Origin of the sequence: Streptomyces solitudinis (assembly GCF_036323765.1) — a bacterium.
Taxonomy (GTDB): Bacteria; Actinomycetota; Actinomycetes; order Streptomycetales; family Streptomycetaceae; genus Streptomyces.
The window spans coordinates 157,626-181,860 of sequence record NZ_JAZDCW010000010.1; the positions used below are offsets into that span (position 1 = coordinate 157,626).

General features: G+C 73.5%; 21 protein-coding genes. 7 read left to right on the forward strand and 14 right to left on the reverse strand.

Annotation, left to right across the window (positions count from 1 at the left end; all coding sequences use genetic code 11):
- Positions 1–64: 64 nt before the first annotated feature.
- A complete protein-coding gene (locus V1J52_RS23000) occupies positions 65–1,741 on the reverse strand; it encodes a serine/threonine-protein kinase (protein ID WP_330141857.1) in 1,677 nt (558 codons plus the stop codon).
- A gap of 47 nt (positions 1,742–1,788) precedes the next feature.
- Positions 1,789–2,676 carry a menaquinone biosynthetic enzyme MqnA/MqnD family protein gene (locus V1J52_RS23005; protein WP_330141858.1) on the reverse strand — a complete coding sequence of 296 codons (888 nt, stop codon included), beginning with the start codon at positions 2,674–2,676 and terminating at the stop codon, positions 1,789–1,791.
- Between the two features lie 234 nt (positions 2,677–2,910).
- On the opposite strand from V1J52_RS23005, the gene V1J52_RS23010 reads away from it, so the two are divergent.
- Positions 2,911–3,114, forward strand: coding sequence for a cold-shock protein (locus tag V1J52_RS23010; protein ID WP_330141859.1), 204 nt, complete (start codon positions 2,911–2,913; stop codon positions 3,112–3,114).
- A gap of 82 nt (positions 3,115–3,196) precedes the next feature.
- On the opposite strand, the gene V1J52_RS23015 is transcribed toward V1J52_RS23010, so the two are convergent.
- The 4 genes from V1J52_RS23015 to V1J52_RS23030 form a co-directional block, all read right to left on the reverse strand.
- Positions 3,197–4,378, reverse strand: coding sequence for a sialidase family protein (locus V1J52_RS23015; RefSeq protein ID WP_330141860.1), 1,182 nt, complete (start codon positions 4,376–4,378; stop codon positions 3,197–3,199).
- 155 nt (positions 4,379–4,533) lie between these two features.
- Positions 4,534–6,486 carry an AMP-dependent synthetase/ligase gene (locus V1J52_RS23020; protein WP_330141861.1) on the reverse strand — a complete coding sequence of 651 codons (1,953 nt, stop codon included), beginning with the start codon at positions 6,484–6,486 and terminating at the stop codon, positions 4,534–4,536.
- A gap of 354 nt (positions 6,487–6,840) precedes the next feature.
- Entirely contained in the window at positions 6,841–7,788 is a 948-nt protein-coding gene (locus tag V1J52_RS23025; RefSeq protein WP_330141862.1) for an SUMF1/EgtB/PvdO family nonheme iron enzyme, read from the reverse strand.
- A gap of 11 nt (positions 7,789–7,799) precedes the next feature.
- A complete protein-coding gene (locus V1J52_RS23030; protein ID WP_330141863.1) occupies positions 7,800–8,576 on the reverse strand; it encodes an aminotransferase class IV family protein in 777 nt (258 codons plus the stop codon).
- A 216-nt stretch (positions 8,577–8,792) separates the two neighbouring features.
- Between V1J52_RS23030 and V1J52_RS23035 the strand changes: the two genes are divergently transcribed.
- The 4 genes from V1J52_RS23035 (at position 8,793) to fxlM (ending at position 14,503) form a co-directional block, all read left to right on the forward strand.
- Complete coding sequence (locus tag V1J52_RS23035; RefSeq protein ID WP_330141864.1) at positions 8,793–8,990, forward strand: FxLD family lanthipeptide; 198 nt, start codon at positions 8,793–8,795, stop codon at positions 8,988–8,990.
- Positions 8,991–9,077: 87 nt separating this feature from the next.
- Positions 9,078–12,095 carry a lantibiotic dehydratase gene (locus V1J52_RS23040; RefSeq protein ID WP_330141865.1) on the forward strand — a complete coding sequence of 1,006 codons (3,018 nt, stop codon included), beginning with the start codon at positions 9,078–9,080 and terminating at the stop codon, positions 12,093–12,095.
- Complete coding sequence (locus tag V1J52_RS23045; protein ID WP_330141866.1) at positions 12,092–13,240, forward strand: lanthionine synthetase C family protein; 1,149 nt, start codon at positions 12,092–12,094, stop codon at positions 13,238–13,240. The genes V1J52_RS23040 and V1J52_RS23045 overlap by 4 nt, the downstream gene beginning before the upstream one ends.
- A gap of 48 nt (positions 13,241–13,288) precedes the next feature.
- Positions 13,289–14,503 carry a methyltransferase, FxLD system gene (fxlM, locus tag V1J52_RS23050; RefSeq protein ID WP_330141867.1) on the forward strand — a complete coding sequence of 405 codons (1,215 nt, stop codon included), beginning with the start codon at positions 13,289–13,291 and terminating at the stop codon, positions 14,501–14,503.
- Positions 14,504–14,638: 135 nt separating this feature from the next.
- On the opposite strand, the gene V1J52_RS23055 is transcribed toward fxlM, so the two are convergent.
- The 6 genes from V1J52_RS23055 to V1J52_RS23080 form a co-directional block, all read right to left on the reverse strand.
- Positions 14,639–16,045 carry a dicarboxylate/amino acid:cation symporter gene (locus V1J52_RS23055; RefSeq protein WP_443075902.1) on the reverse strand — a complete coding sequence of 469 codons (1,407 nt, stop codon included), beginning with the start codon at positions 16,043–16,045 and terminating at the stop codon, positions 14,639–14,641.
- 410 nt (positions 16,046–16,455) lie between these two features.
- Entirely contained in the window at positions 16,456–16,776 is a 321-nt protein-coding gene (locus tag V1J52_RS23060; RefSeq protein ID WP_330141868.1) for a DUF4229 domain-containing protein, read from the reverse strand.
- Between the two features lie 70 nt (positions 16,777–16,846).
- Positions 16,847–17,371, reverse strand: coding sequence for a GNAT family N-acetyltransferase (locus V1J52_RS23065; RefSeq protein WP_330141869.1), 525 nt, complete (start codon positions 17,369–17,371; stop codon positions 16,847–16,849).
- Positions 17,372–17,393: 22 nt separating this feature from the next.
- Entirely contained in the window at positions 17,394–18,560 is a 1,167-nt protein-coding gene (gene mqnE / locus V1J52_RS23070; protein WP_330141870.1) for an aminofutalosine synthase MqnE, read from the reverse strand.
- Positions 18,561–18,667: 107 nt separating this feature from the next.
- Entirely contained in the window at positions 18,668–19,135 is a 468-nt protein-coding gene (locus tag V1J52_RS23075; RefSeq protein ID WP_330141871.1) for an Lrp/AsnC family transcriptional regulator, read from the reverse strand.
- A gap of 52 nt (positions 19,136–19,187) precedes the next feature.
- Entirely contained in the window at positions 19,188–19,946 is a 759-nt protein-coding gene (locus V1J52_RS23080) for a UbiX family flavin prenyltransferase (protein WP_503676893.1), read from the reverse strand.
- Between the two features lie 212 nt (positions 19,947–20,158).
- Between V1J52_RS23080 and V1J52_RS23085 the strand changes: the two genes are divergently transcribed.
- Together V1J52_RS23085 and V1J52_RS23090 are read left to right on the forward strand one after the other, a co-directional pair.
- A complete protein-coding gene (locus V1J52_RS23085) occupies positions 20,159–21,295 on the forward strand; it encodes a hypothetical protein (RefSeq protein WP_330141872.1) in 1,137 nt (378 codons plus the stop codon).
- 48 nt (positions 21,296–21,343) lie between these two features.
- On the forward strand, positions 21,344–21,991 hold the full coding sequence (locus V1J52_RS23090; RefSeq protein ID WP_330141873.1) for a rhomboid family intramembrane serine protease: 648 nt from the start codon (positions 21,344–21,346) through the stop codon (positions 21,989–21,991).
- Positions 21,992–22,012: 21 nt separating this feature from the next.
- Here V1J52_RS23090 and V1J52_RS23095 read toward each other — a convergent pair whose 3' ends face one another.
- Positions 22,013–23,686: a PH domain-containing protein gene (locus tag V1J52_RS23095; RefSeq protein ID WP_330141874.1), complete on the reverse strand. Its 1,674-nt coding sequence runs from the start codon at positions 23,684–23,686 to the stop codon at positions 22,013–22,015.
- Positions 23,683–24,177: a PH domain-containing protein gene (locus tag V1J52_RS23100; RefSeq protein ID WP_330141875.1), complete on the reverse strand. Its 495-nt coding sequence runs from the start codon at positions 24,175–24,177 to the stop codon at positions 23,683–23,685. The genes V1J52_RS23095 and V1J52_RS23100 overlap by 4 nt, the downstream gene beginning before the upstream one ends.
- Between the last annotated feature and the right edge of the window lie 58 nt (positions 24,178–24,235).

A 24,235-nucleotide genomic window follows, 5' to 3' on the forward strand; every position in this document is an offset into this window, starting at 1 on the left:
TTCCGGCAGGTGGTACGACCGCTCCAGCGTACGCCAGCGGCCCCGGGCCCCCCGGGCGGGGCGCTCACTCCTCCACGCGCACCAGATCGGCGGTGGGGTTCCCGGCGAGGGCGTCCTCGGAGGAGCCGAAGAGGGAGCCGTCGGGCTTCAGGGTGAAGGTGATCGGGGCGCTGCGCTCGCTGCACAGCGGCACGCCCAGCAGCTCCGGGGTCTCGCCGACGAGCCGGTCGGTGACGGTGAGCACCTCCGGTGTGATGCTGTCGACCTTGGCGACGGCCTCGCAGTCGACCCCGGCCTGCCTGGTCGTCATGCGTACCGCGTCGCTGCCCGGGCCGCCCTCCTCGATGACGACGGTCAGCACCCCGCCGTGCTGGCCCGTGTCGGAGCGCACGTCACCGCGCCAGGTGCCGAGGAACCCCTCGGGGACGGTGTCCGGGTCCCCGAGGTCCACGGTCTCGACGCCGGTGTCCGACGGTGTGGGGCGGGGCGTGCCGCCCTGCGGCAGCAGCCAGAGGCCGAGGCCCACCAGGGCGGCGGCCAGGACCCCGCCCCCGGCCAGGAGCGGGCCCGTGCGGCTCCACACCGGGGCGTGCCCGGACGGGCCGGTGCGGACGCGCGCGCCCTGCGGCCCGGCCGTGACGGGGCCGCCGTAGGGGGCGGGCGTGCCGTACGGGCCGTAGGGCCCGTGGGAGCCGGACGCCTCGTAGGGGCGCTGGGCGTAGGCACCGGCCGGGATGTGGGAGGACACGCCCGCGCCGCCCCCGGGCGGCGGGGTGGACGGCGCGGGGGACGGCGCGGGGGCGGCGCGTCCGGGACCTGTCGGCGGGTCGGCCGGGGTGTCCTCGGTCTCCAGTTCCAGCAGCGCCACCGCGCGGCGGCTGACGCCCTCCACGACCGGGCCCGGCAGCCAGCCGCCCACCATCAGCGCCGCCGCGCCGCCCGCCCCGGCGAGCCGGGCGGCCACCTCCGTGACGGCGGGCCGCGCGGCCGGTTCCTTGGCCAGGCAGGCGGCGGCCACCTCGCGCAGGTCCCCGTCCAGCCCGGACAGCCCGGGTTCCTCGTGCGCCACCTTGTACAGCAGCGCGGCCGGGCTGTCGCCGGGGAAGGGCGGGCGTCCGGTCGCGGCGAAGGCCAGCACCGCGCCGAGCGAGAAGACGTCGGCCGCCGCGTGCACCTCGCGGCCGAGCACCTGCTCGGGCGCCATGTAGCCGGGCGAGCCGACGGACACGCCGGTCGCCGTCAGGGAGGCGGTCGCGTCGGTGGCCCGGGCGATGCCGAAGTCGATGAGCCGGGGGCCGTCGAGCGTGAGCAGCACGTTGGACGGCTTGACGTCGCGGTGGACCAGGCCGCGCGCGTGGACGGTGGCCAGCGCCTCGGCGAGCCCGGCGCCCAGCGCCCGCGCCGCGTCCCCGGGCAGCGCCCCGTGCCGGGCGACCGCGTCGTGCAGGTCGGGGCCCGCGACGTACCCGGTGGCCACCCACGGCGTCGCCGCGTCCGGGTCGGCGTCCAGGACGGGGGCCGTCCAGTCGCCGCCGACCCGGCGGGCGGCCTCGACCTCCCGGCGGAACCGGGCGCGGAACTGTTCGTCCGCGGCGAAGTGCGCGTGCACGACCTTCACCGCGACGGTGCGCCCGCCGCGGCTGCGTCCCAGGTAGACCCGTCCCATGCCGCCGGCGCCGATCCTGCGCAGCAGCCGGTAGCCGCCGATGGTCCGCGGGTCCTCCGCGCCGAGCGGTTCCATGCCGTGCCCTCCCCCTGCCCGTCCCGTGTCCGTGGGACGCGCGCGGTTCAGAGTAGGGCAGGACCGGCCGGTCCGGACGGCGGCGGCAGGAGTTCCACGCGGACGTCGGCCGGGTAGCCGCCGCCGGCCCCCGTGCGCCGGGCGAACTCGGTGATGCCCGCCAGCTGCGCGGCGCCGAGGCTGAAGTCGAGCGTGGTGAAGTAGCGGGCCAGCAGCTCCGCGTCGAACACCTCCCAGCGCGCCGCCTGTTCGGCGACCTTCCCGACCTCCTCCAGCGACAGGTCCCTGGAGGCGAGGAACGCGCGGTGCACCTCGCGCACCGTCTCCGGTTCGCGGGCGAGGAAGTCCCTGCGCGCGGCCCACACGGCGAAGACGAACGGCAGGCCCGTCCAGTCCTTCCACATCCGCCCGAGGTCGTGGACGTGCAGTCCCAGGCGCGGGGCGTCGTGCAGCGAGGCGCGCAGGGCGGCGTCGCCGATGAGGACGGCCGCCTGCGCCTCCTGCATCATCAGGCCCAGGTCGGGCGGGCAGGTGTAGTAGGCGGGGGTGATGCCGTACCGCTCGGCGAGCAGGAGCTGCGCGAGCCGCACGGAGGTGCGGGACGTCGAGCCCAGCGCGACGCGCTCGCCGTCCAGCGCGGCCAGCTCGCCCTTGGAGACGATGACGCAGGACATGACGTCGCCGTCGCAGCCGACGGCGATATCGGGGAGGGCGACGAGCCGGTCGCTGTGGCGCAGGAATTCCACGAGGGTGACCGGGCCGATATCCAGGTCCCCCGCCACGAGCTGTTCGCTGAGTCTTTCCGGCGTGTCCTTCGTCAGCTCCAGGTCCAGCAGGCTGCCGGTGCGGGCGAGCCCCCAGTAGAGGGGCAGGCAGTTGAGAAACTGGATGTGGCCCACCCGTGGGCGGGATCGCGGACTCGGCTGTGCACTCACACTGGGGAGGGTACGCCCGGCCCGCGCCAAGCCGACGACCAGGGACGACGTGAGGTTGAAGAGGCCACTACCGCGCCCGCACGGAGCATGCTACGCTCACAGCGAGTTGCAGTTTGGTTTCCTTGCAGTACAAAGCCTGCGGAGCATGTAACCGCAGGCTTTTGTCATTTTCAGACTTCAAGATGTCTTGCAGGTTCTGGAACAGGGCGACCCTTATAGGCCCAAGGAGGGCTTATGGCTACCGGAACCGTGAAGTGGTTCAACGCCGAGAAGGGCTTCGGCTTCATCGCCCAGGACGGCGGGGGTCCCGACGTCTTCGTCCACTACACCGCCATCAACGCGTCCGGGTTCCGGTCGCTTGAGGAAAACCAGCCCGTGAACTTCGACGTCACGCAGGGCCCGAAGGGCCCGCAGGCGGAGAACGTCACCCCGGCCTGATCACCGCACCACCAAGGAGCCTCCCGCATCCGGCGGGGGGCTCCTGCCGTTTCCGGCCGCCTCGCTCCCTGACAGCCCCGCCCTACGGGGCGAGGGAGGCCAGGGGGACCCGGGTGAAGGTCAGGGTCTCGTACGGGGACGCCTGGCCCCGCTCGTGGAGGACGCCGACCGCGCCGCCGTCGAGCCGGACGAGGTCGGAGTAGGCGGAGGGGCCGGACGTCAGCCGGGGACCGGAGCGCCAGGTGCGGCCGCCGTCGTCACTCACCCGCAGGGTGAGGGCCTCGCGGGCTTCCTGGTCGGCGGGCCCGGAGTAGAGCAGGTAGGGGTCGGCCCACAGGGTGCTGCCCTGGACGACGGGACCGGCCAGCGCGGGCTGCGGCCGGTAGGGGGCCAGCAACCGGGCGCCGCCGGGGGCGAGATGGGTGTCGGCCCGGTGGCCGGGCGCGGTGCCCTCCTGATCGCGGACGTTGGTGTAGACGCGGCCGTCCGGCAGTTCGGCGAACGTGTTCTCGCTCAGCCGCAGGGCGTCCCCGTCCGGCTGGGCGGTGTAGCCGATCCGCCAGGTGGCGCCGCCGTCGTCGCTGTACAGGGAGTGCGCGCCCGAGCGGTACGTCCCCGACGGGGTGCGGTAGCTGTGGTGGCCGGGGACGAGCAGCCGCCCCGGCACCGGGCCGTGGCGCAGGGCGATCGCGTGGCCCGGCCCGGTGCCGTACCAGTTCCAGTGCTCCGGCTTGACCTGCGCGGTGATCTCGCGCGGCGCGGAGAAGGTGCGCCCGGCGTCGTCGCTGTGCTGCACGAACACCCGGCGGTGGCCCATCACGCCGTGCTCGTTGCGGCACGTCAGCAGGGTGAGGCGCCCGGTGGCCGGGTCCACGACGGGCGCCGGGTTGCCGATGGTGTCCCGGCCCGCGTCGGCGACCCGCAGCAGCGGCCCCCAGGTGCAGCCCCCGTCCTCGGAGCGGCGGGCGACGACGTCGATGTTCCCGTCGTCGGCGAGCGACTCCTTGCGGCCCTCGGCGAAGGCGACGAGCACGCCGCCCGCGTCCACCACGGCCGGGATGCGGAAACCCCGGTAGCCCTCCGTCCGGGCCGTGAACGGCACGGACTCGGTGCACGCGGCGCCGGTGGGGTGTGCGGCGCCGGTGGGGTGTGCGGGGCCGGTGGCTGAGGCGGTGGGCTGGCCGGGGAACCAGGCGGCGGTGCCGAGCACGCCGGCCGCCAGCAGGAGGGCGGCCTTGACCGCCCGGCGGGAGAAGTCGCTCACCCGCGCCAGTGTGCCGGGGCGCGGCCCTCCGGCCGGGGCGGCACGCGGCGACCCGGGTCTGTTCGGATGCGGTTCGAAACCCGCCCACCACACCGGCCCCACCGGGCACACCCGCCGCACCACCGCAGGGCCGCGCCCGCACCCGGCGGCGCCGCCTACTCGCGGTACAGGGCGTCGATCTCGTGGGAGAAGTCCCGCACGACGCGGGCGCGGCGCAGCTTCAGCGACGGGGTGAGGTGGCCGCTGTGCTCGGTGAAGCCCACCGGCAGGAGGGCGAAGCGGCGGATGGACTCGGCGCGCGACACCAGCCGGTTGGCCTCGTTGACCGCCCGCTGGATGTTGTGCCGCAGGTCCTCGTCGTGCACGAGCTGGTGCAGCGGCACCTCCTCCTTGCGGTGCATGCGCCGCCAGTGCTGGAGGCCGTGCGGTTCGAGGGTGATGAGCGCCGTCAGGTACGGGCGGTTGTCCCCGACGACGAGGCACTGCTCGACCAGCGGGTGGGCGCGCAGCCAGTCCTCCAGCGGGCCGGGGGCGATGTTCTTGGCGCCGGAGGTGATGATGAGGTCCTTCTTGCGCCCGGTGATCGTCAGGTAGCCCTCCTGGTCGAGGGCGCCGATGTCCCCGGTGGGCAGCCAGCCGTCGGCGTCGGTGGCCGGGACGACGGTCTGCTGCTCGGACTCCCAGTAGCCGCTGAAGACGTTGCCGCCCTTCAGCAGGATCTCGCCGTCGTCGGCGATGCGCACGGCGGTGCCCGGCATCGGCCAGCCGACCGTGCCCAGCTTCGGCCGCAGCGGCGGCGTGCAGGTGGCCGCCGCCGTCGTCTCGGTCAGTCCGTACCCCTCGTAGACGTCGATCCCGGCCCCGGCGAAGAACGCGCCGAGCCGCTGCCCGAGCGGGGAGCCGCCGGAGACGACGTGCCGGACGTGGCCGCCCAGCGCCGTCCTGATCCGCCGGTAGACGAGCGGGTCGTACAGCCCGCGGGCCGCCCGCAGCGCGAAGCCCGGACCGCGCCCCTCCCCGTTGCGGGCGTCGGACGTGGCCTCGCCCCAGCGGACGGCGACGCGTGCGGCGCGGTCGAAGGAGGACGTGCGGCGCATCTCCTCGGCGGTAGCGCGGGCGGTGTTGTAGACCTTCTCCAGCACGGAGGGGATGCCGAGCAGGAAGGTCGGGCGGAAGGCGGCGAAGTCCTCGATCAGGTCCTTCGGGTCCGTGCTCGGCGAGTGGCCGAGCCGGGCGCGGGCGCGCAGGCAGCCGATGGCGGTCATCCGCCCGAGGACGTGGGCGAGCGGCAGGAACAGCAGCGTGGCGGCGGGCTCGTCGACGAACGAGCGGAAGACCGGGTGCAGCAGTGCGGCGGCGTTGTCCACCTCGGTGAGGAAGTTGCCGTGGGTCAGCACGCAGCCCTTGGGGCGTCCGGTGGTGCCGGAGGTGTAGATGAGTGTGGCGACGGTGTCCCGGGTCAGGCAGGCGCGGCGCTCCTCGACGAGCGCGTCGGGGATGTCGCGGCCGGCGGCGGCGAGCTGGTCGACGGCGCCGTTGTCGAGCTGCCACAGGTGGCGCAGCCACGGCAGGGCGCCGCGGATGCCGCTGACGAGGCGGACGCCTTCCACGTCCTGCACGGCGACGGCCGAGGCGCCCGCGTCCTGGAGTATCCAGCGGGCCTGGGCGGCCGAGGAGGTCGGGTAGAGCGGGACGGTGATGAGTCCGGCCGTCCAGGCGGCGAAGTCGAGCAGCGTCCACGCGTAGGTGGTCGGCGCCATGATGGCCAGCCGGTCCCCCGGTTGCAGCCCGGAGGCGAGCAGGCCGCGCGCGGTGGCCCGCACCTGCTCGGCGAACTGGACGCTGGTGACGTCCTCCCAGACGCCGTCGGGCCGCTTGCGGGAGAGCACGGCGTCCCCGGGTGCGACGGCGGCGTTGTCGAACGGGATGTCGGCGAGGGAGCCCCCGTCGGCGGAGGCCGCCAGGGCCGGTACCTCGGCCTCGCGTACGGTGCCGTGCTCGGTGCGCAGGCGGGGCTCGACCAGGGGCGGCGGGGCGGGACGGGCGCCCGCGGCGCGGGCCGGGGCGGGCCGGGACGCGCGGGGTGCGGTGCTGTGCTGTGCGGACATCCGTCCTCCACGGTCCGTGTTCGGCAGCGGCGGGAGCGGTGCTGACAGTGAGCCGGTGAAAACCTACGGGGCGGTAGGTTGCCGCACTCCGATCCGTTGTGCCAGATCACGTACACAGTCGGCACGAAGTGTGACCGGACCCTTCACCGTTCACCCCTGCGGGCGCGACCCGTGCGGAGGAACACGAGCACCCCGCCCGTACGGCGACGGGCGGGGCACTCACCTGCGGATGAAGCCCGGCGGCGGCGCGGCGGGGCCTGTGCCGTGATGCCGGTGTCCGCACCGGGCCGGCGCGATGAGCACCACCTCGACGGCTACAGTCATCGCACGTGACAGCCACGTCACGTCCCGTCGTCAGCGCCGCCCCGCTCCCGAGGAGAGACCCGCCGGATCGACGCAGCGGAAGCCGGTGTCGTTGTCGCTCATCGTCTCTGCCGCGTCGTTGAAGGCGGACGGAGTGGCGTGGGCAAAGGGACTGGAGAACGCGCTGCCCTTGAGGACGCGGCGGCCAGGTACTGCCGTGGTGCCGCACCACTCCCAGACGTTGCCGCACAGGTCGTAGACGCCGAAAGGGCTGGCGCCTGAGTGGTAGCGGGCGACCGGGGTAGTGTGCCCTATCCCGGACTCCTGGACGTTGCACTTCGCGGCGGTCGCCGCGTCGCCCCAGGGGTAGGTCCGTCCCTTGGCGCCACGGGCCGCCTTCTCCCATTGCTCGCTGGTGGGCAGCGTCTTGTCCGCCCAGGTCGCGTACGCGAAGGCGTCGTGCCAGGTCACCCACACCACCGGATGGTCGACGACGCTGCCGGGGCAGTTGCCGCCCGGGCCCCAGTGCGGGGGCGCCGGGTGGCCGGTCGCGGCGGTGAACGCCGCGTAGTCGGCATTGGTCACGGGGAAGACGTCGATGAGGTACGTGGGCAGCCACTGCGGGGTGTTGTCGGGCCCGGACAGATACAGGCCCTCCTCGACCACGACCATCAGCTTGCCGTCCACCGGGTGCTGCCGCCGCCGGTGGGCTGGCGTCAGGAGCGCCTCGGTGCGCTCGTCAGCCTGGGCGGCGGCCCTGGCGGTGAGCAGTTGAGCGAACCGCTCCTGCACCGCCTTGCCCGAGCGGGCGAGCAGGGTGTCCAGCGCTGCCTGGTTGCCCGGGCGTGGGGTGATCCGCTCTCCTCCGCTCTCCCACTTGGACACCATGCGATCGCTGACACCGATGTCGGCTGCGAACGCGCGCACGGTCCGGCGCATCGCCACGCGCAGGGCGGCAGTCTCCCGGCCGGTCCAGCGCGCCACCCCCTGACCGTCCACCCGAGTCTCCTTTACAGTCGCTCGCCGCGCAGGGCGAGGAATGACTCCCGCATCTGGACGAGGACCGGGTGCTCGGTGGCGAGCTGAAGTCCGTCGATGGTGCTGATCGCCCGCACGCCGATGGTGGTGTTGGCAGCGAACGCCGCCCGCATGCCGGTGAGGGAGTCCACAGGGACGGGCTCGGTGGTGTGCGGGGACAGCTCCTGGAGCAGGGCCATGGTGATGCCGGGCAGTACGTCGGCCTTGGGCCAGATCACGCCCTGGGGACTGATGAAGCCGACGTTCCAGGTTCCCCCTTCTGAGATCAGGCCGTCCGCGTCCACGAAGAGGGCGTCGTCGAAGCCGGCGAGCTGGGCGGCGCGCCGGTGGTGCAGTGCGCCGAACAGACCGGTGTGCTTCACCTGAGCGATGTCCCGCTGGTAGCGGGCGGTCCTCACGCGCAACGGGGGCAGCGGCAGGGCAGCCGCAGACCGGTGCGTCACCAGGACGTGCGGGTCGTCGGCGGACACCGGGTGGCCGAGGTCCAGGCCCGGGTCGAAGACGGTGACCCGTACGACGGACGCCCCGGCCTCGTCGCCGACCGCGTCACGCACGTACTGCCGCACGCGGCTGATGTCGAGCTCCGTGCCGAAGACCGTCCGGCAGTCGCGCACCAGCCGGTCCAGGTGCTGGCTGAGGCCACGGACCCGCTGGTCGTCCACCCGCATCGAGGTGAAGTGGCCGTAGTTGGTGAGGGCGAGGACGCGCAGCGCCTCGGGGTCAGCCGGACGTCCGTTCAGTAGCGCCATGCGGACCAGTCTGTCAGCGGTCACCGGGCCGGGGACACGGGTTGCCGCTGCCAGCAGCGGTAAGTTCAGCAAAGGTTCCTTCCTCACTCCCTGTCATCTGCCGTTAACTGCACACCGAGTCGGCAAACGACCCCCTGCCCGGCCCAGTGCGCCGGGCGGGTCAGTACCACCCTCCGCCCGTCCGGACGGAGAACACGAGCACACCGAGGAAGCCTGATGACCACCACCACTTCTATGAGGCCGGACGCTGCCGAACACGCCGAGGCTACGGACCGCGTGACCGAGAACATTGAGGACGCCTTCGCCCTGGAGGTACACGTCGTTTCCGAGGTGCGCCGCGACCTGATGCCCACGGCCTGCGACACCAACGACGGTTGCAAGCCAACGTGCGCTTCGGCCTGCACCAGCACCTGACGCAATACAACCAGGGTCGCCTGTCAGAGCCGGAGCACCGGCGATCCTCCGGCCCCATCGACCCAGACGACCGGGAGGAGCGAACCCGTGCGAACGCCGCTGTACCGGCACACCCACGCCGCCCTGCTGCGGGCCACCGCCGCGCCGCTGAGCCAAGCCCCGGCTACCTGGCCCGACCTCGGTGACCCGGTCGGAGTGCGGGCATGGCTGAGGCGAGCGTGGGCCGGTCCCGAGACGGCTGACGCCATCCGGCTAGCCAGCCAGGGCGTTGCCGACCGCATCGAAGCGGCGATCACGGACGACAGGCTGTCACCGGAGGAAGTGCGCCGCATCGCGCTGTCGGCTGCGCGCTATCTGTTACGGGCGACGGGACGTCCGACGCCGTTCGGATTGTTCGCCGGGGTAGCCCCGGTGACGGTGGGCGTCCCAGCGCAAGCCCCCTTCACCGGGAGCCACCTCACCATGGCGCGGGTTGACGCGCAGTGGCTGGCCGACATCACCTCCCGGCTGGAATCGGTGGACGGGCTGCTGGATGTCCTGCCCGTCGTCTTCACCGACATGGCCGTCCGCCGGGGAAAACACCTTCATGTGCCACATGGCCCCGATCGCGTCGCCGTCCGGTACACCAGCGCGGTCGCCGCAGTGCGGGAGACGGCCGCCTCCCCCATTGTCTTCCACGTTCTGGCCAGGGAACTGGCCCCCCTATTCCCCACAGCCAGAACCAGCACGGTACGCAGCATGCTCACCGAACTGGTCCGCCAGGGCTTTTTGATCACCGGGCTGCGCGCCCCGCTCACCGAGCCGGACCCCCTGAGCCATCTGATCAACCGGCTGCGCGAAGCCCGCACCGAGGCGCTTCCCGAAGTCCGCCGTCATCTTGAGGAACTTGAGGCCGTGCGCGCGGAGCTGCGCCGCCACAACGAGGCACCGGCGGAGGAGCAACGCCGCTCCCGCACGGCGCTCACCGGGCGGCTGCGCAGCGTATCGCCAGCCGGACGCGCCCCACTGGAGGTCAGGCTCCGCCTCGGGTGTGACGTGGGGATCCCCCGAAGCGTCGCCCAGGAGGCGGCGCGGGCCGCTTCCGTACTGGTCAGGCTGACCCGCGAGCCGACCGGGCCGGCCGCCTGGCGGGACTGGTACACCGCGTTCTGCGAACGGTACGGCATCGGCTCGCTCGTCCCGGTTTCCGAGGCCGTGCATCCGGACTCCGGTCTCGGCTTCCCGGCCGGGTACCCCGGCAGCGTCTTCCCCGCGCCTCGCACCCGGGTGACCCGGCGGGACGAGCAACTGGCCGGGTTGGCCTGGCAGTCGCTGTCGGAGGGCAGCCGGGAAGTCAGACTCACCGATGCTACGGTCGAGGCACTGGCCGGCGCTCTCCTGGACGAGCGATACATCCCGGCGCATGTGGAGGTCTCCGTCCGCGTCCACGCCGCCAGCGCCGAGGCCGTCAATCGAGGTGCATTCACGCTGTCGGTGGCGCCCGGCCGGTCGGCCGGCACGTTCACCGCGCGTTTCGCCGACATGGTCCCCGGCCTTGCGGGGGTTTACGCGACGCTGCCGACCGTCACCGAGGGCGCGCTCGCGGCGCAGCTCTCCGTTCCCCCCGTGTACCCGCACGCGGAGAACATCTCCCGCGCCCCGGCGTTCCTGCCGCACGTCATTTCCCTCGGAGAACACCGAGGACGGCCCGACGGGGCGCAGGTGATCGGACTGGAGGATCTGGCGCTCACCGCCAGCCGTGAGCGGCTGCATCTGGTCAGCGTCTCCCGCCGCCGGGAGGTCGAGCCCCAGTTGTTCCACGCGCTGGCGCTCGAAAAGCAGCTGGTGCCGCTGGCCCGGTTCCTGGCCCAGGTGCCCCGTGCTGGGTTGGCCGCGTGGACCGGGTTCGACTGGGGCCCGCACGCGCGGCTGCCGTTCCTGCCTCGAGTGCGCTACCGCCGCAGCATCCTGACCCCGGCGCGGTGGCGGCTCGCCAGCGAAGATCTGCCCGTAACCGGAAGCACCGAGGAGTGGCGCCGGGCACTCGCCGCCTGGCGTGAGCGGTGGAAGTGCCCTGCCGGGGTGGAACTGTGGGAGGACGACCGGGGACTGCGCCTCGACCTCGACATGCCGCTGCACGTCGCCCTCGTCCGCTCTCATCTGAGAAGGCGGGGCACGGCCGTTCTGACTGAGGGTATGGACACCGCCGCGACCTTGGGATGGATCAGCGGGCATCCCCACGAGATCGCCCTGCCGCTGGTCGCGGCCGGGCCGCCAGCACCGGATCCACTCGCCGGGCTGCTGCCGCTGGTGACCAATTACCGGCACGGGCAGGCCCCGGCGGCGGAGAACTCGCGCTGGCTGAGCACGAGAATTCCCACCCATCCGGAGCGGATGAACGAGATCATCGCCGACCACCTCCCCCGGCTCCTCACCGGGCTCGGCGGCGGCGCCGCCTACTGGTTCGTCCGCTACCGCAGCGCCCACGAACCCGACCACCTACGGCTACGCATCCGTACCCCGAGCGCCTCGGAGGCGGGAGCTTACGCCCAGGTACTGGCTCGGTGGGCCGACCAGCTGAGGAGCGAGGACCTGGCCGGGCCACACGTTCTCGACACCTACCGGCCTGAGATCGGCCGCTACGGCTCTGGGACGGTGCTGGATGCGGCGGAGACGGTCTTCGCCGCTGACTCCGTGGCCGTAGCCGCCCAACTCCGGCACCTGCCCCCCTCCGTGCAGGATCCGGTGGTGCTGACAGTCTGGGGCATGGTGGACATCGCACGCGGCCTCCTCGGCACCGAACGGTCCACGGAGTGGTTCACCGACCAGCCCGCACCCACCGCGAACCCAACGGACCGCTCGGTGGCCGACCATGCGGTGAAGGTACAGCCCGGCGCGCTGCCCGGACCGGTCGCGGCAGCATGGCGGGCACGGGCCGATGCTCTCGCCGTCTACGCCACGGTGCTGCCGGCCGGCATGGACATCACCGCCGTCCTGGAGTCGCTGCTCCACATGCACCACAACCGTGCTCGCGGTATCGACCGCGACGGCGAAGCCGTATGCCGTCGCCTGGCACGGCAGGCCGCGCTCGCCCTCCGGCACCGGAAGGAGGCGTCAGCCCGATGACGCCGTCCGCGCCGCCGGGATGGGGACAGTCCCTGTCCACCGGGGCGGCCGGAATCGCTTTGGCGCACGCAGTCGATGCCCGTGCCGGCTCAGGGGACTTGGCTACCGTGCACACGTGGGTGTCGGCCATGACCCGTGAGCCGGTCCTCGCTCACCCGGAAGCCTGCGGCCTCTTCCACGGAGCACCCGCCGTCGCCTATACCCTCCACACCGCCGCCCGGCCCGAGTACGTGAAAGCGCTGAACACCCTGGACGAACACATCACCGGCCTCACCCGGGCCCGCCTGGACGCCGCACGGCAACGCGCCGAAAGCGGTGTCCATCCCCGGATGGTCGAGTTCGACCTGATCAGCGGCCTCACCGGAATCGGTGCCTACCTCCTGCACCGCCACGGGGGCGGCGACCTGCTGAGGCGAGTGCTGGACTATGTGGTGCGCTTGACCGAGCCCCTTCGCGTCGGCGGTCAGGTGCTGCCGGGCTGGTGGACATCGGACGGTACCGACGGGCGTCCCTCGGCTGATGGCGGCCACGCGAACCTCGGGATGGCCCACGGCATCACTGGCCCGCTCGCCCTGACGTCCACCGCAGCGCTGCACAACATCACCGTCGCCGGGCAGACCGAGGCCATCCAACGCATCAGTGCCTGGCTGGACTTCTGGCAGCGCGGCACTGAAGAGGCCCCGTGGTGGCCGGAAACGATCTCCCGTAGCGAGGAACGCCACGGCATCATCGCCCAGTCCGGTCCGGGTCGGCCGTCATGGTGCTACGGCACCCCCGGGATGGCCAGAGCCCGGCAACTCGCCGCCCTCGCACTCGACGACCCCCTCGCCCAGCGGAAGGCCGAGAAGGCCATGTCCGCCTGCCTCGCAGACGAACAGCAACTCGCCCAGCTCGGCGACGTCTCCCTGTGCCACGGTTGGGCCGGCCTCGTGCACTGCGCCGGGCGGATGGCCGCCGACGCACAGCACGACGGAGGGGCGATCGCCGCGTGCCTCTCCACCCTGCGGCAACGTCTTGATCGCCGTGTGGAGCACCGGATACCCGCCTCCCCCGGGCTGCTGGAGGGCAGGGCCGGAATCCAACTGACCCGCTCCACCACAACCGGGACACCCACCTGGGACACCTGCCTCCTCCTGGCTGGGTGACATGGCCGACCCCGCCTCGTCCGACGCGGCACCTCACGGAAGGACACGATGGACACCACCACCCCCGCCTCACCCGACGCCCTGCGCCGGGCCATGGCTGACCGTCTCATCGCCGCAGGCTCGCTCAGCGACGTACGCGTCGAGCAGGCCATGCGCACGGTGCCCCGCCACGACTTCGTGCCCGCGGCTCCCCTGGAGGAGGCGTACGACGCCGACCTCGCCGTGATCACCAAACGGGCCGAGGACGGGACTCCGCTCTCGTGCGCATCGGTGCCTTCCGTCGTCGCCATGATGCTCCAGCAACTCGACGTCCGGACCGGCCACCACATCCTGGAGATCGGCGCCGGCACCGGCTACAACGCCGCCCTGCTGGCCTACCTCACCGGCGAGGACGGCCAGGTCACCACCGTGGACATCGACCCGGACGTCACCGCCCAAGCCGCCCGGGCGCTTGAGGCCACCGGCTACGGGCGGGTCCACGTAGCCACTCGTGACGGCGCCCTCGGAGACACCACACATGCCCCGTACGACCGGCTCGTCCTCACCGTCGGAGCCTGGGACCTCCCCCAGCCCTGGTGGGACCAGCTCGCCGTGGGCGGGCGACTCGTCGTACCGCTGCGCTGGCGCGGTCAGACCCGCTCGCTCGCCTTCGTCCGCGAGAAGGACCACCTGCGGGCCGTTGACATCGAGCTGTGCGGCTTCGTGCCCATGGTCGGCCAGGACGGCGAACACCACGGCACCATCGACCCCGGCGGACATGTGACGCTCTACTGGGACGCCGATCAGCCCGTCGACCCGACCACCCTGGGCGGCGCCCTCACGCATCCGAAGTCCGAAGCCTGGTCGGGGGTGACGGTCGGCCCCTACGACTCCTTCGACGGAGTATGGCTGCGCATGGCCGCCACCGACCCCGGCACCTGCCGCATCGCCGCCGACAGCACAGCGGTGGACAGCGGACTGTGCACCCCGGCCATCCCCGTCCGCAGCCCAGCCCTCGTCGAAGGCGACTCGCTGGCCTACTTCGCGGTGCGCCGCCTGCCGTCCGCAGACGGAACCGAGCGCCGCTCCGAACTAGGCTCATACGGCCACGGTCGCGTGGGGCAGCAGCTCGCCGGCCGGATCCGCGACCAGATCCGGGCCTGGGACCACCGCCGCACCTCACAGCCGACCGTCACCGCCCACCCCGCCGGTACCCCCGACGATCAGCTCCCGGAGGGTCTGGTCATCGACAAGACGGCCGTCCGCCTCGTGCTCGGCATCTGACCGGACCCTTCACCGTTCACCCCTGCGGGCGCGACCCGTGCGGAGGAACACGAGCACCCCGCCCGTACGGCGACGGGCGGGGCACTCACCTGCGGATGAAGCCCGGCGGCGGCGCGCGTCCGGGCCGCCGGGGCGTCAGGCCGGGGCCGGGGCGGTCTCCTGGCCGGAGGCGGAGCCGGATGCCGGGCTGTGCGGCGCGCGGCCGACGGCCGGCGTCGTGTCCTCGTCGTCCGCGCCGATGTCGAAGCTGCGCGCCGAGGCGAACGCGTCGGTGTCCAGGATCTTCTCCCGCGAGGCCACGAGGACCGGCACGACGGCCTGGCCGGTGACGTTCGTGGCGGTCCGCACCATGTCCAGGATCGGGTCGATGGCCAGGAGCAGGCCCACGCCCTCCAGGGGCAGGCCCAGGGTGGAGAGGGTCAGCGTGGTCATCACCGTCGCACCGGTCAGGCCCGCCGTGGCGGCCGAACCGATGACCGAGACGAACGCGATGAGCAGGTAGTCCTGGAGGCCCAGGCTCACGCCGAAGATCTCCGCCACGAAGATGGCCGCGAGCGCCGGGTAGACCGCGGCGCAGCCGTCCATCTTCGTCGTGGCGCCGAACGGCACGGCGAACGAGGCGTACTCGCGCGAGACGCCCAGCCGCTCGACGACCTTCTGGGTGACCGGCATCGTGCCCACCGAGGAGCGGGAGACGAAGGCGAGCTGGATCGCGGGCCAGGCGCCCCGGAAGAACTGGAGCGGGCTCACCCGGCCGACGAGGCTCAGCAGCAGCGGGTAGACGCCGAACATCACCAGGAGGCAGCCGACGTAGACGTCCACGGTGAACGTGGCGTACTGGCCGATCAGGTCCCAGCCGTACTCGTTGATCGCGTTGCCGATGAGGCCGAGGGTGCCCAGCGGGGCGAGGCGGATGACCCACCACAGCGCCTTCTGGAGCAGCGCGAGGACGGACTCGCCGAACGCCAGCAGCGGCGCGGCCTTCTCGCCCAGCTTGAGCGCGGCGACACCGGCGACGGCGGCCATGAAGACGATCTGGAGGACGTTCAGGTCCGTGAACGGCGTGATGACGTCCGACGGAATGATCCCGGTGAGGAAGTCCAGCCACGAGCCGGCGCTCTCCGGCCGCGCACCGTCCTCCGGCGTCAGCCCGGTGCCCGCGCCCGGGTTCGTGAGCAGGCCGATCGTCAGGCCGATGGCCACGGCGATGAGCGAGGTCGCGAGGAACCACAGCAGCGTGCGCCCGGCCAGCCGGGCGGCGTTGGAGACGTTGCGCAGGTTGGTGATCGAGATGGCGATCGCGAAGAACACCAGCGGCGCGACGGCCAGCTTCAGCAGCTGGACGAAGGTGGAGCCGATGCGGTCGAGCGTGGTGCCGAGCCAGGAGACGTCACCGCTGCGGGCGGCCCAGCCCAGCAGCACACCGAGGACCAGACCGGCCAGGATCTGCGCCCAGAAGGGCACCTTGGGCAGACGTATGCGACGCGACGCGGCCGGGTCGGACGACCCGGTCGCGGCCCGCTGGGGCGTGGGGGAGGACACGGACACACTCCGGTGAGAGGCGGGGACGGGGGACACGCGAAAAGGGGGAGCGCCGGAGATTGTCGTCCGGCCGCGCGGGAGCCGCTAGGGGCGGGGACGGCCGGGACAGGCCGCGCTGCGGCAGCGGCCGAGATCGAGGTGCAGCCGCGCAACGAGCGGGACGCTCCGCATCGCGGGCTCGGGGGCTGCGCTCATCATGGATCTCACGCTAACACTCCGGCTTTGGGGCTCCCCAAGCCTGCCTTGGGGTTCTGGACACGTGAGAGCACAACACCCCGCCGGGGCGGGGGGATTCCCGGCGGGGTGCGGAAGAGGTGTGACGAGGGTTACGGCCGCCCCTCGGGGCGACGGGAAGCGGGAAGCGCGCGGGGCGGCGGGGGCGGGACGCGCGCGGGGTGACGGGGCGCGGGTCAGCGCTCGTCGTCCTCCTGGCTGCGGTTGGCGGCGAGCCGGTCCCTCACGCTGCCGGAGACCCGGTCCACGCGCGGGGCGATCTGCTCGGCCATGGCCTCGCGCTGCCGGCGCAGCAGGACGAAGCTCAGCGGCGCGGAGACGACGATGGCCAGCGCCAGCAGCCACAGCGGGTTGGACCTGCCGATGCCCTCGGGGATGACGCCGACCAGCGCCAGTACCGCCAGGACGACGAAGCAGCCGGCGAACAGGCCGAGCCGCATGAGGGTGTAGCGGAGCGCGGCACGGGGGGCCGGGGAGGTCTGCGACGTGCTGGTCACGGCAGTGGTTTCCTTCTGCTGCTGCGGTTCCGGCGTCCTGCCGGTCGGTTCCGTCATGTCCACGGTCTTCTCAGGTCAGGGGCAGCCACATGGTGATGTCGTCCCGGAGGTCGCCGTCCCCGGCGTCGATGGCGTCCGGTACCCGGCCGACCTCCTTGTAGCCGCACGCCGCGTAGAAGTGCTCCAGGCCCAGCCCGCCCCGGCAGGTGAGCCGGATGCCCCGGATGCCGGTCAGGCCCCGGGCGGCGTCCTCGGCGGCGGCGAGCAGCGCGCGGCCCTGGCCGGTGCCCTGGACGCCGGGGTGCACCATCACGGTGTACAGCCACACCCAGTGTCGCATCAGGCGGTGCGTGTTGAAGGCGAGGAAGGCCGTGGCCCGCACCTCACCCTCCGCGTCGAGGCCGACGAGCAGCCGCGTCCGTCCCTCGGCCAGGGCCGTGAGGTGCTTGAGCAGGTCGGGCCGGACGTCACCGGGGGTGACGGGCGGGACGAAGCCCACCGCGCCACCCGCGTTCACGACGTCCGCCCACAGGGTGCACAGGCCGTCCGTCAGCGGGCGGTCCACCACGGGGTCGAGCACGTAGCGCACGGTCATCGTCTCCCAGGTCCGGGCGGGCTCACACCCGCATGGGCTGCGGGCTCTCCCGCCGCCCGGCGTCGGGCCCCGGGTACTCGCGGACCGTCTCGTAGCGGGTGTTGCGCTCCACCGGGCGGAAGCCCGCGTCGCGGATCAGCTCCAGCAGGTCCTCGCGGGTGAGCTTGTCCGGGGTGCCGAAGTCGTCGGCGTCGTGGGTGATCTTGTACTCGACCACCGAGCCGTCCATGTCGTCGGCACCGTGCTGGAGCGCGAGCTGCGCCGTCTGCACGCCGTGCATGACCCAGAACACCTTCACGTGCGGCACGTTGTCGAACAGCAGCCGGGAGACGGCGAACGTCTTCAGCGCCTCGGCGCCCGTGGCCATCGTCGTGCGCGCCTGGAGGCGGTTGCGGACCTTGCCGTCCTTCATGTCCACGAAGTCGTGCTGGTAGCGCAGCGGGATGAAGACCTGGAAGCCGCCCGTCTCGTCCTGGAGCTCGCGCAGCCGCAGCACGTGGTCCACCCGGTGCCGGGGCTCCTCGATGTGCCCGTACAGCATCGTGCACGGGGTCTTGAGGCCCTTCTCGTGCGCGAGGCGGTGGATGCGGGACCAGTCCTCCCAGTGGGTGGCGTGGTCCACGATGTGCTGCCGGACCTCCCAGTCGAAGATCTCCGCGCCGCCGCCGGTCAGCGACTCCAGGCCCGCGTCGATCAGCTCGTCCAGGATCTCGCTCGCGGTCAGGCCCGAGATCGTCTCGAAGTGGTGGATCTCGGTCGCCGTGAACGCCTTGAGCGACACCGTTTCGGGCAGCGCCTCCTTGAGGGCGCGCAGGGAGCGCGGGTAGTAGCGCCACGGCAGCGTCGGGTGCAGCCCGTTGACGATGTGCAGCTCGGTGAGGTTGTCGCCCTCCATCGTCCGCGCCAGCCGCACCGCCTCCTCGATGCGCATGGTGTACGCGTCCTTCTCGCCCGGCTTGCGCTGGAACGAGCAGTACGCGCACGAGGCCGTGCACACGTTGGTCATGTTCAGGTGCCGGTTGACGTTGAAGTGGACGACGTCACCGTTCTTCCGGGTCCGCACCTCGTGGGCGAGCCCGCCGAGCCAGGCCAGGTCGTCGGACTCGTAGAGGGCGATGCCGTCCTCGCGGGTCAGCCGCTCACCGGCGCGGACCTTCTCCTCCAGCTCACGCTTGAGCCCAGCGTCCATGCGTCGCGCCTCCTCGGGTCTGCGCAGGTCTCCGCTTCGCGCTCCGTCGAGCGTACGCCACCGGTTTCGGGACAAGTCGGGGCGGGTCCGGTGAACGGCCGGGGGCGTCAGCCGCCGAGGACGTCGGCGCCGGGCAGTTCGCCGACGCGGTTCTCCCACTTGGTCGACAGCACGATCGTCGTCCGCGTCCGCGAGACGCCCTTCGTCCCCGACAGGCGGCGGATCGTGCGTTCCAGTCCGTCCACGTCCGTCGCGCGGACCTTCAGCATGTAGGAGTCGTCGCCCGCGATGAACCAGCAGTCCTCGATCTCCTCCAGGTCCCGCATCCGGCCGGCGACGTCCTCGTGGTCGGTGGCGTCGGAGAGCTGGATGCCGATCAGCGCGGTGACGCCGAGGCCCAGGCTCGGGGCGTCCACGGTGGCGCGGTACCCGGTGATCACCCCGGCCGCCTCCAGCCGGTTGATGCGGTCGGTCACGCTGGGCCCCGACAGGCCCACCAGCCGGCCGAGTTCGGCGTAGGAGGCCCTGCCGTTCTCCCGCAGCGCCTGGATGAGCTGTCTGTCCACCGCGTCCATGCGTCCCGCTGCCTTCCAGTTGTCCCGCAAGACTCGTCCAACGGGTACGAATCTAAGCCATCGGGCGTGCGCCGCCTGCGCTACCCAGTTCCCCCCGCCACCGTTCGTAGAGCCGGTGCGGCACTCCAGCGGCGTCCAGCACACGTCCGGCGACGAAGTCCACGAGGTCCTGGATGTGCGTCGCACCGGCGTAGAAGGCGGGCGACGCGGGCAGGACGACGGCCCCGGCCCGGTCCAGCGCCACGAGCTGCTGGAGGGTCTGCCCGTTCAGCGGCGTCTCCCGGACGGCGACGACGAGCGGCCTGCGCTCCTTGAGCGTGACGCTCGCCGCCCGCTGGAGCAGGTCCTTGGACAGCCCGAGGGCCACCCCGGCGACGCAGGCGGTGGAGGCGGGCACGACGAGCATGCCCTTCACCGGGTACGAACCGGAGGACGGCCCGGCGGCCAGGTCCCCGGCCGGCCAGTACCGCACCGGCGCGTCCGGCCCCTCCCCGCCCACGTCCGGCGGCAGCTCGAAGGCGTCGGCGGAGCCGTCCGCCCCGCGGGCCAGCCAGCGCCGCAGGTCGGCGGCCCAGTGGGCGTCCCGCAGCGGGTGCCCCGTCTCGTCCAGCAGCGTGAGGCGCGCGGCGCGGCTCACGACGAGGTCCACCCGCTCCCCCGCCGCGAGCAGCGCCCGCAGCACGGCGGCGGCGTAGGGCGTCCCCGAGGCGCCCGACACCCCGACGACCCACGGCCGGCGCGTCCCGCCGCCCCCCTCCGGTGCGGGGACGGTGGCGGGCGCGGGTGCGGGGCGGGCGGTCGGATCAGTCACACCGTCGAGCCTATGCGAGGCCGACGGCGGCGCCCCGGGCCGTGCCCGCACAATGGAACCGCCCGACCACCCGACCGCACACGCGCACGGACGGCGAACGGCCGCGCGGGGACCACCGGCCGCGCACACCCGGCCGCAGGCCCGCAGGCCCCCGGCCCGCAGGCCCGCAGCCGCCGAGCGCCGACCGGCCAGCCGACTGGAGGCCCGCCCCCATGCCCCGAACGGGACACACAGCACGGCCGCGCCGGGCGCTGGCCGCACTCTGCGCCACCGTCCTGCTGCTGGCCGGGACGGCGGCGTGCTCGGCCGCCGAACGGCTCACCACCGCGCTGCGGGTCAAGGCGGCCGTCGAGCGGCTCGGCGAGCACCGGGAGGTTTCCGTCACCGCCCGGCTCGACGCCACGCAGGCGCAGGCGCACGCCTACCTCCGGCACCGCGCCGGCCCCGGCGCCGACGACGAGCGGCTGCGGCGGCAGGCCCGGCTCCTGACCGACCTGGAGGTGGCCGCCGCCGTCCGGTCGGGCAAGCCGCTTCGGGACCTGGCGCCCTCCGACCGGCTGGACAGCGCGACAGCGGTCAGCTTCGGCGGGCAGGACGTGTTCGGGGTGCGTTCGGTGGACCGCCGGCTCTACGTGCACGTCAGCCTCGCGGCGCTCGTGCGGGACGTCGGCCCGCGCGGCCCCGTCCTGCGGCACGCGCCCGAGCTGGAGCAGCTCACCGAGGACCTGCCGTCCTCGCTGCGCGCCGCCCAGGCGGCCCTGCGCGGCTACTGGGTGCACGTCAAGCCCGCGGAGTTCGGGGAGTTCGCCGAGGTGCTGGGCGGCGAGGCGGGCGAACCGGCCGAGCGGCTGGCCCGCTCCACCTCGGTGCTCACCGGCGCGTCGGTGCAGCACCGGCTCGCCGACGCGGTGGGCGGCACGCTGCGCGAACACGCCGGTTTCCAGGACGCGGGGCGGCGGGGCGGCGCCGAGCACGTCACCGTCACCCTGCCCGCCCGGCAGGCCGCGACGACGCTGGCCGCCGCCCTGGAACCGCTGCGGCACCACCTCGGCGACCCGGACCTCGCGGCGCTGGAGCGCGCCCCGGACCGCGCCGTGCGGCTGGATCTGGGGATACGCGACGGCGTGCTCGCGTCGCTCACCGTGGACCTGGGCCAGCTCGACCCGCGCGCGCCCGGGGCGCTGCCGCTGCGGCTGGAGTTCGCCCCCGGCGAGGTGACGGCGGTGGCCGCGCCCCGCGGCGCCCGCTCCCTCGCCCCGCAGGACCTGCTCACCGCGCTCACCTACGCGACCACGCGCGAGCCGGAACTCTCCTCCCTGCTGCACACGTTGCGTACGCTGGAGCTCTAGCGATCTGTAGCGGTGCCGCGCAGCGGTGCCACGAGGGTGGGGGTCGGGATGGCGTACGGACCGGGCGGCGCGGGTGTGCGGCCGTCACGGCGCTCGCGGGCGGTCACGGCGGCCACGTTCATGCTGGCCTGGGTCGCGCTCCTGTGGCTGCTGGCCGCCATCGACAGCGGCAGCGGCCTCATCGTCAAGGAGTACGGCATCCAGCCGCGCGACACCGACGAGCTGCTCGACGTCTTCCCCGCGGCCTTCCTGCACTTCGGCTGGGACCACGTGGCCGCCAACACCGTGCCGCTGCTGATCTTCGGCTTCCTCGCCGCGCTGCGTGGGATGGTCCGCTTCATCGGCGTGATCCTGCTCATCGTCGTCACCAGCGGCGCCGGTGTCTGGCTCACCGCGCCGGACGGCACGAACACCGCGGGTGCCTCCGGGGTCGTCTTCGGCCTCTTCGGCTACCTGCTCGTGCGCGGCTTCGTCGAACGGGACGCCCTCGACATCACCGTCGGCGTCACCGTGCTCCTGCTCTACGGCTCGATCCTGTGGGGCGTGGTGCCCACGTCCTCGGGCGTGTCCTGGCAGGGCCACCTCTTCGGCCTGGTCGGCGGTGTCCTGGCGGCCTTCTGGCTCCGCCGCACCCCGGCCGCCCGCGCCGCCTCCCGCCAGCCCTCCGGCGGCACCGGCCCGAGCCCCTGGAGCTGACGGCTCCCGTCCGTCACCCCCTCACACCGGAGTCCCGGCCCGGGGCCGGGGCGGCGCGTCCGTGCGGAAGGCGTCCACGGGGCCGGGCAGCAGCGCCCCGGCGAGGCCGGCCGCCTCCCCGGCGGCCACGTCCCGGGCGGCGTAGACGCCGCTGCCCGCGGCCGTCGTGGCCGCGACGGTCGCCAGTCCCAGGCGGCGCTGGAACAGCGACTGCCGCACCCGCACGCCGCTCACGGCGTCCCGGCGCAGGGCCGTCGTCCTGCGGCTGACCGCCCCCGAGCGCACCACCAGGTAGCGGCCGGGCAGCGCGTGCCCCAGCGCCCGGTACCCGACGACGGCCAGGGCCAGGGCGGCCGGGAGCAGCGCGGAGCCGACGAGCCACCAGGCCCCGTCCGCAAGGACGGCGGCCACCGCGGGCAGGCGGACGGCGGCGGTGACCGCGGCCGTGGCCAGCACCGCCCACACCAGCCGGCGGCGCAGCGCGGCTCCCGGGTGCCGCCGCAGCGGCGCCGCCAGCGGACTGTCCGGTTCCGCGAGCACGGCGGCGGCCACGCGCCGGGCCGTGCCGAGCGTGCACCGCGGCAGGATGGTGGCGCCGCTGCTCCACACCGAGAGCCCGGTGGTGACGACGGTGGCGTCGGCCATCCGCATCCACCGCCACGGCAGCGGCTCGGCGATGGTCGCCCCGCGCAGCCGCCGGTCGTCCCGCGTGATCTCGCGCGTCGTGAACAGCCCCCGCGTCGTGCGCAGGACGGTGCCGTCCTCCGAGGGGACGCGTTCCAGGCGGAAGTGCGCGTGCTCGGTGAAGAAGGCGGCGGCCATGCCGAGCACGCCCAGCGCGCCGGTGGCCGCGACCGTGACGAGGGCCGTCCGCAGGGGGCCGAGGGCCTGCCAGTCGGCGAGGCCCGTGATCCATCCGCCGGCGTCGGCCCCGAACATGGCGAGCGACCAGTAGGCGCCCCACAGCAGACCGGCGGCCATGAGGAAGGCCCAGATGTTCGCCATGTTGTAGAAGACCCACCACCAGCGGAGCCGGGCGAACTCCTGCCGCACGGCGGCTTCGGCGGCGCGCGGCGCCGGGACGGGCGCGGGGCCGGACACCGGTGCGGTCGCCTGCTGCGGTGAGCCGTCGGCCGCCGCGCCGCTGTCCTCGGCCGCGTCCATGAGCAGGCGGCGCAGGTCGAGGGCCGCCCGCCGGGACAGCGCGTCGAGCCGCAGCGCGGGTTCCATGGCGGTGTTCACCTGCCCGGCGCCGATGGTCACCCGGCGCAGCTTCGCCCACCGCTGGAGCAGGCGGGCGTCGGTGTCCACGCTGCGGACGCGCTCCCTGCGGACGGAGCGGTAGCTGCGGACCAGGAGCCCCGAGCGGCGCTCGACGCAGGCGTCGGTGACCCGGTAGCGGGTGGTGGCCCAGCGCACCGCGTCGGCCACCGCGCTGGCGGTGCCCCAGGCCGCGATCGCCAGCATCGGCCAGACGGCGGAGGGCTCGGCGCCCACCATGACCAGGGCGACGACGGCCGGGAGCTGGGAGAGGACGACGCGCAGCAGGTCCACCCAGATCATCCGGGCGTCGAGCCGCAGCCAGGGCGCCTCGGTGTCCGGCGGCGTCGGCGCGTCCGGCGGGGACGTCTCCGGCAGCGGGGACCCCGCCCCGGACCGCGTGCCGGGCGGGATGTCGGCGGGACGGGCGCTCACGTCGCGTCCCCGGGCGTGTTCCCGGTGATCCGGGCCAGCCGTCCGGCGGCCTCCTGTGCGACGGCTGGGGCGAGCCCGGGGATGCGGACGGCGCCGCTGGAGGAGGCCGTCGTCACCACCAGGGTGGCCAGTCCGAGCAGCTGCTCGACGGGTCCGCGCATGGTGTCCACCGTCTGGATGCGGGAGACGGGCGCGATGCGCCACTCGCGGACGAACCAGCCCGACGCCGCGTACACCGCGTCGTCCGCCGCCTCCCAGCGGTGGACGGCGTACCGCCACGCGGGCATGGCGAGGGTGTAGAGGGCTCCGGCGCCGCCGACGACGGCCAGCGCCGGTCCGGCCCACCCCCGCGCGGACTCCCACAGCACCTGCACCGCCGTGAGGACCGCCACCGGGGGCAGGACGAGGCCGAGGGCGCGGACCGTCCACAGGGCGAGCGCGCGGCGCTCCACACGGTGGCGGGGCGGGCGGAGGGCTATGACGGTCTCCATGGGACGCACTGTCTCACCATTGGACAGCGTGCGCTACCACGAGACACCGATACCCGGG

What these genes read in the sequence shown, in the direction of transcription:
- V1J52_RS23065 (WP_330141869.1), bottom strand. Translation starts at nt 17,371, where the DNA reads ATGACCGTGCGCTACGTGCTCGACCCCGTGGTGGACCGCCCGCTGACG.
- V1J52_RS23000 (WP_330141857.1), bottom strand. Translation starts at nt 1,741, where the DNA reads ATGGAACCGCTCGGCGCGGAGGACCCGCGGACCATCGGCGGCTACCGG.
- V1J52_RS23090 (WP_330141873.1), top strand. Translation starts at nt 21,344, where the DNA reads ATGGCGTACGGACCGGGCGGCGCGGGTGTGCGGCCGTCACGGCGCTCG.
- V1J52_RS23035 (WP_330141864.1), top strand. Translation starts at nt 8,793, where the DNA reads ATGACCACCACCACTTCTATGAGGCCGGACGCTGCCGAACACGCCGAG.
- fxlM (WP_330141867.1), top strand. Translation starts at nt 13,289, where the DNA reads ATGGACACCACCACCCCCGCCTCACCCGACGCCCTGCGCCGGGCCATG.
- V1J52_RS23030 (WP_330141863.1), bottom strand. Translation starts at nt 8,576, where the DNA reads ATGGCGCTACTGAACGGACGTCCGGCTGACCCCGAGGCGCTGCGCGTC.
- V1J52_RS23085 (WP_330141872.1), top strand. Translation starts at nt 20,159, where the DNA reads ATGCCCCGAACGGGACACACAGCACGGCCGCGCCGGGCGCTGGCCGCA.
- V1J52_RS23045 (WP_330141866.1), top strand. Translation starts at nt 12,092, where the DNA reads ATGACGCCGTCCGCGCCGCCGGGATGGGGACAGTCCCTGTCCACCGGG.
- V1J52_RS23010 (WP_330141859.1), top strand. Translation starts at nt 2,911, where the DNA reads ATGGCTACCGGAACCGTGAAGTGGTTCAACGCCGAGAAGGGCTTCGGC.
- V1J52_RS23020 (WP_330141861.1), bottom strand. Translation starts at nt 6,486, where the DNA reads ATGTCCGCACAGCACAGCACCGCACCCCGCGCGTCCCGGCCCGCCCCG.
- V1J52_RS23075 (WP_330141871.1), bottom strand. Translation starts at nt 19,135, where the DNA reads ATGGACGCGGTGGACAGACAGCTCATCCAGGCGCTGCGGGAGAACGGC.
- V1J52_RS23100 (WP_330141875.1), bottom strand. Translation starts at nt 24,177, where the DNA reads ATGGAGACCGTCATAGCCCTCCGCCCGCCCCGCCACCGTGTGGAGCGC.
- mqnE (WP_330141870.1), bottom strand. Translation starts at nt 18,560, where the DNA reads ATGGACGCTGGGCTCAAGCGTGAGCTGGAGGAGAAGGTCCGCGCCGGT.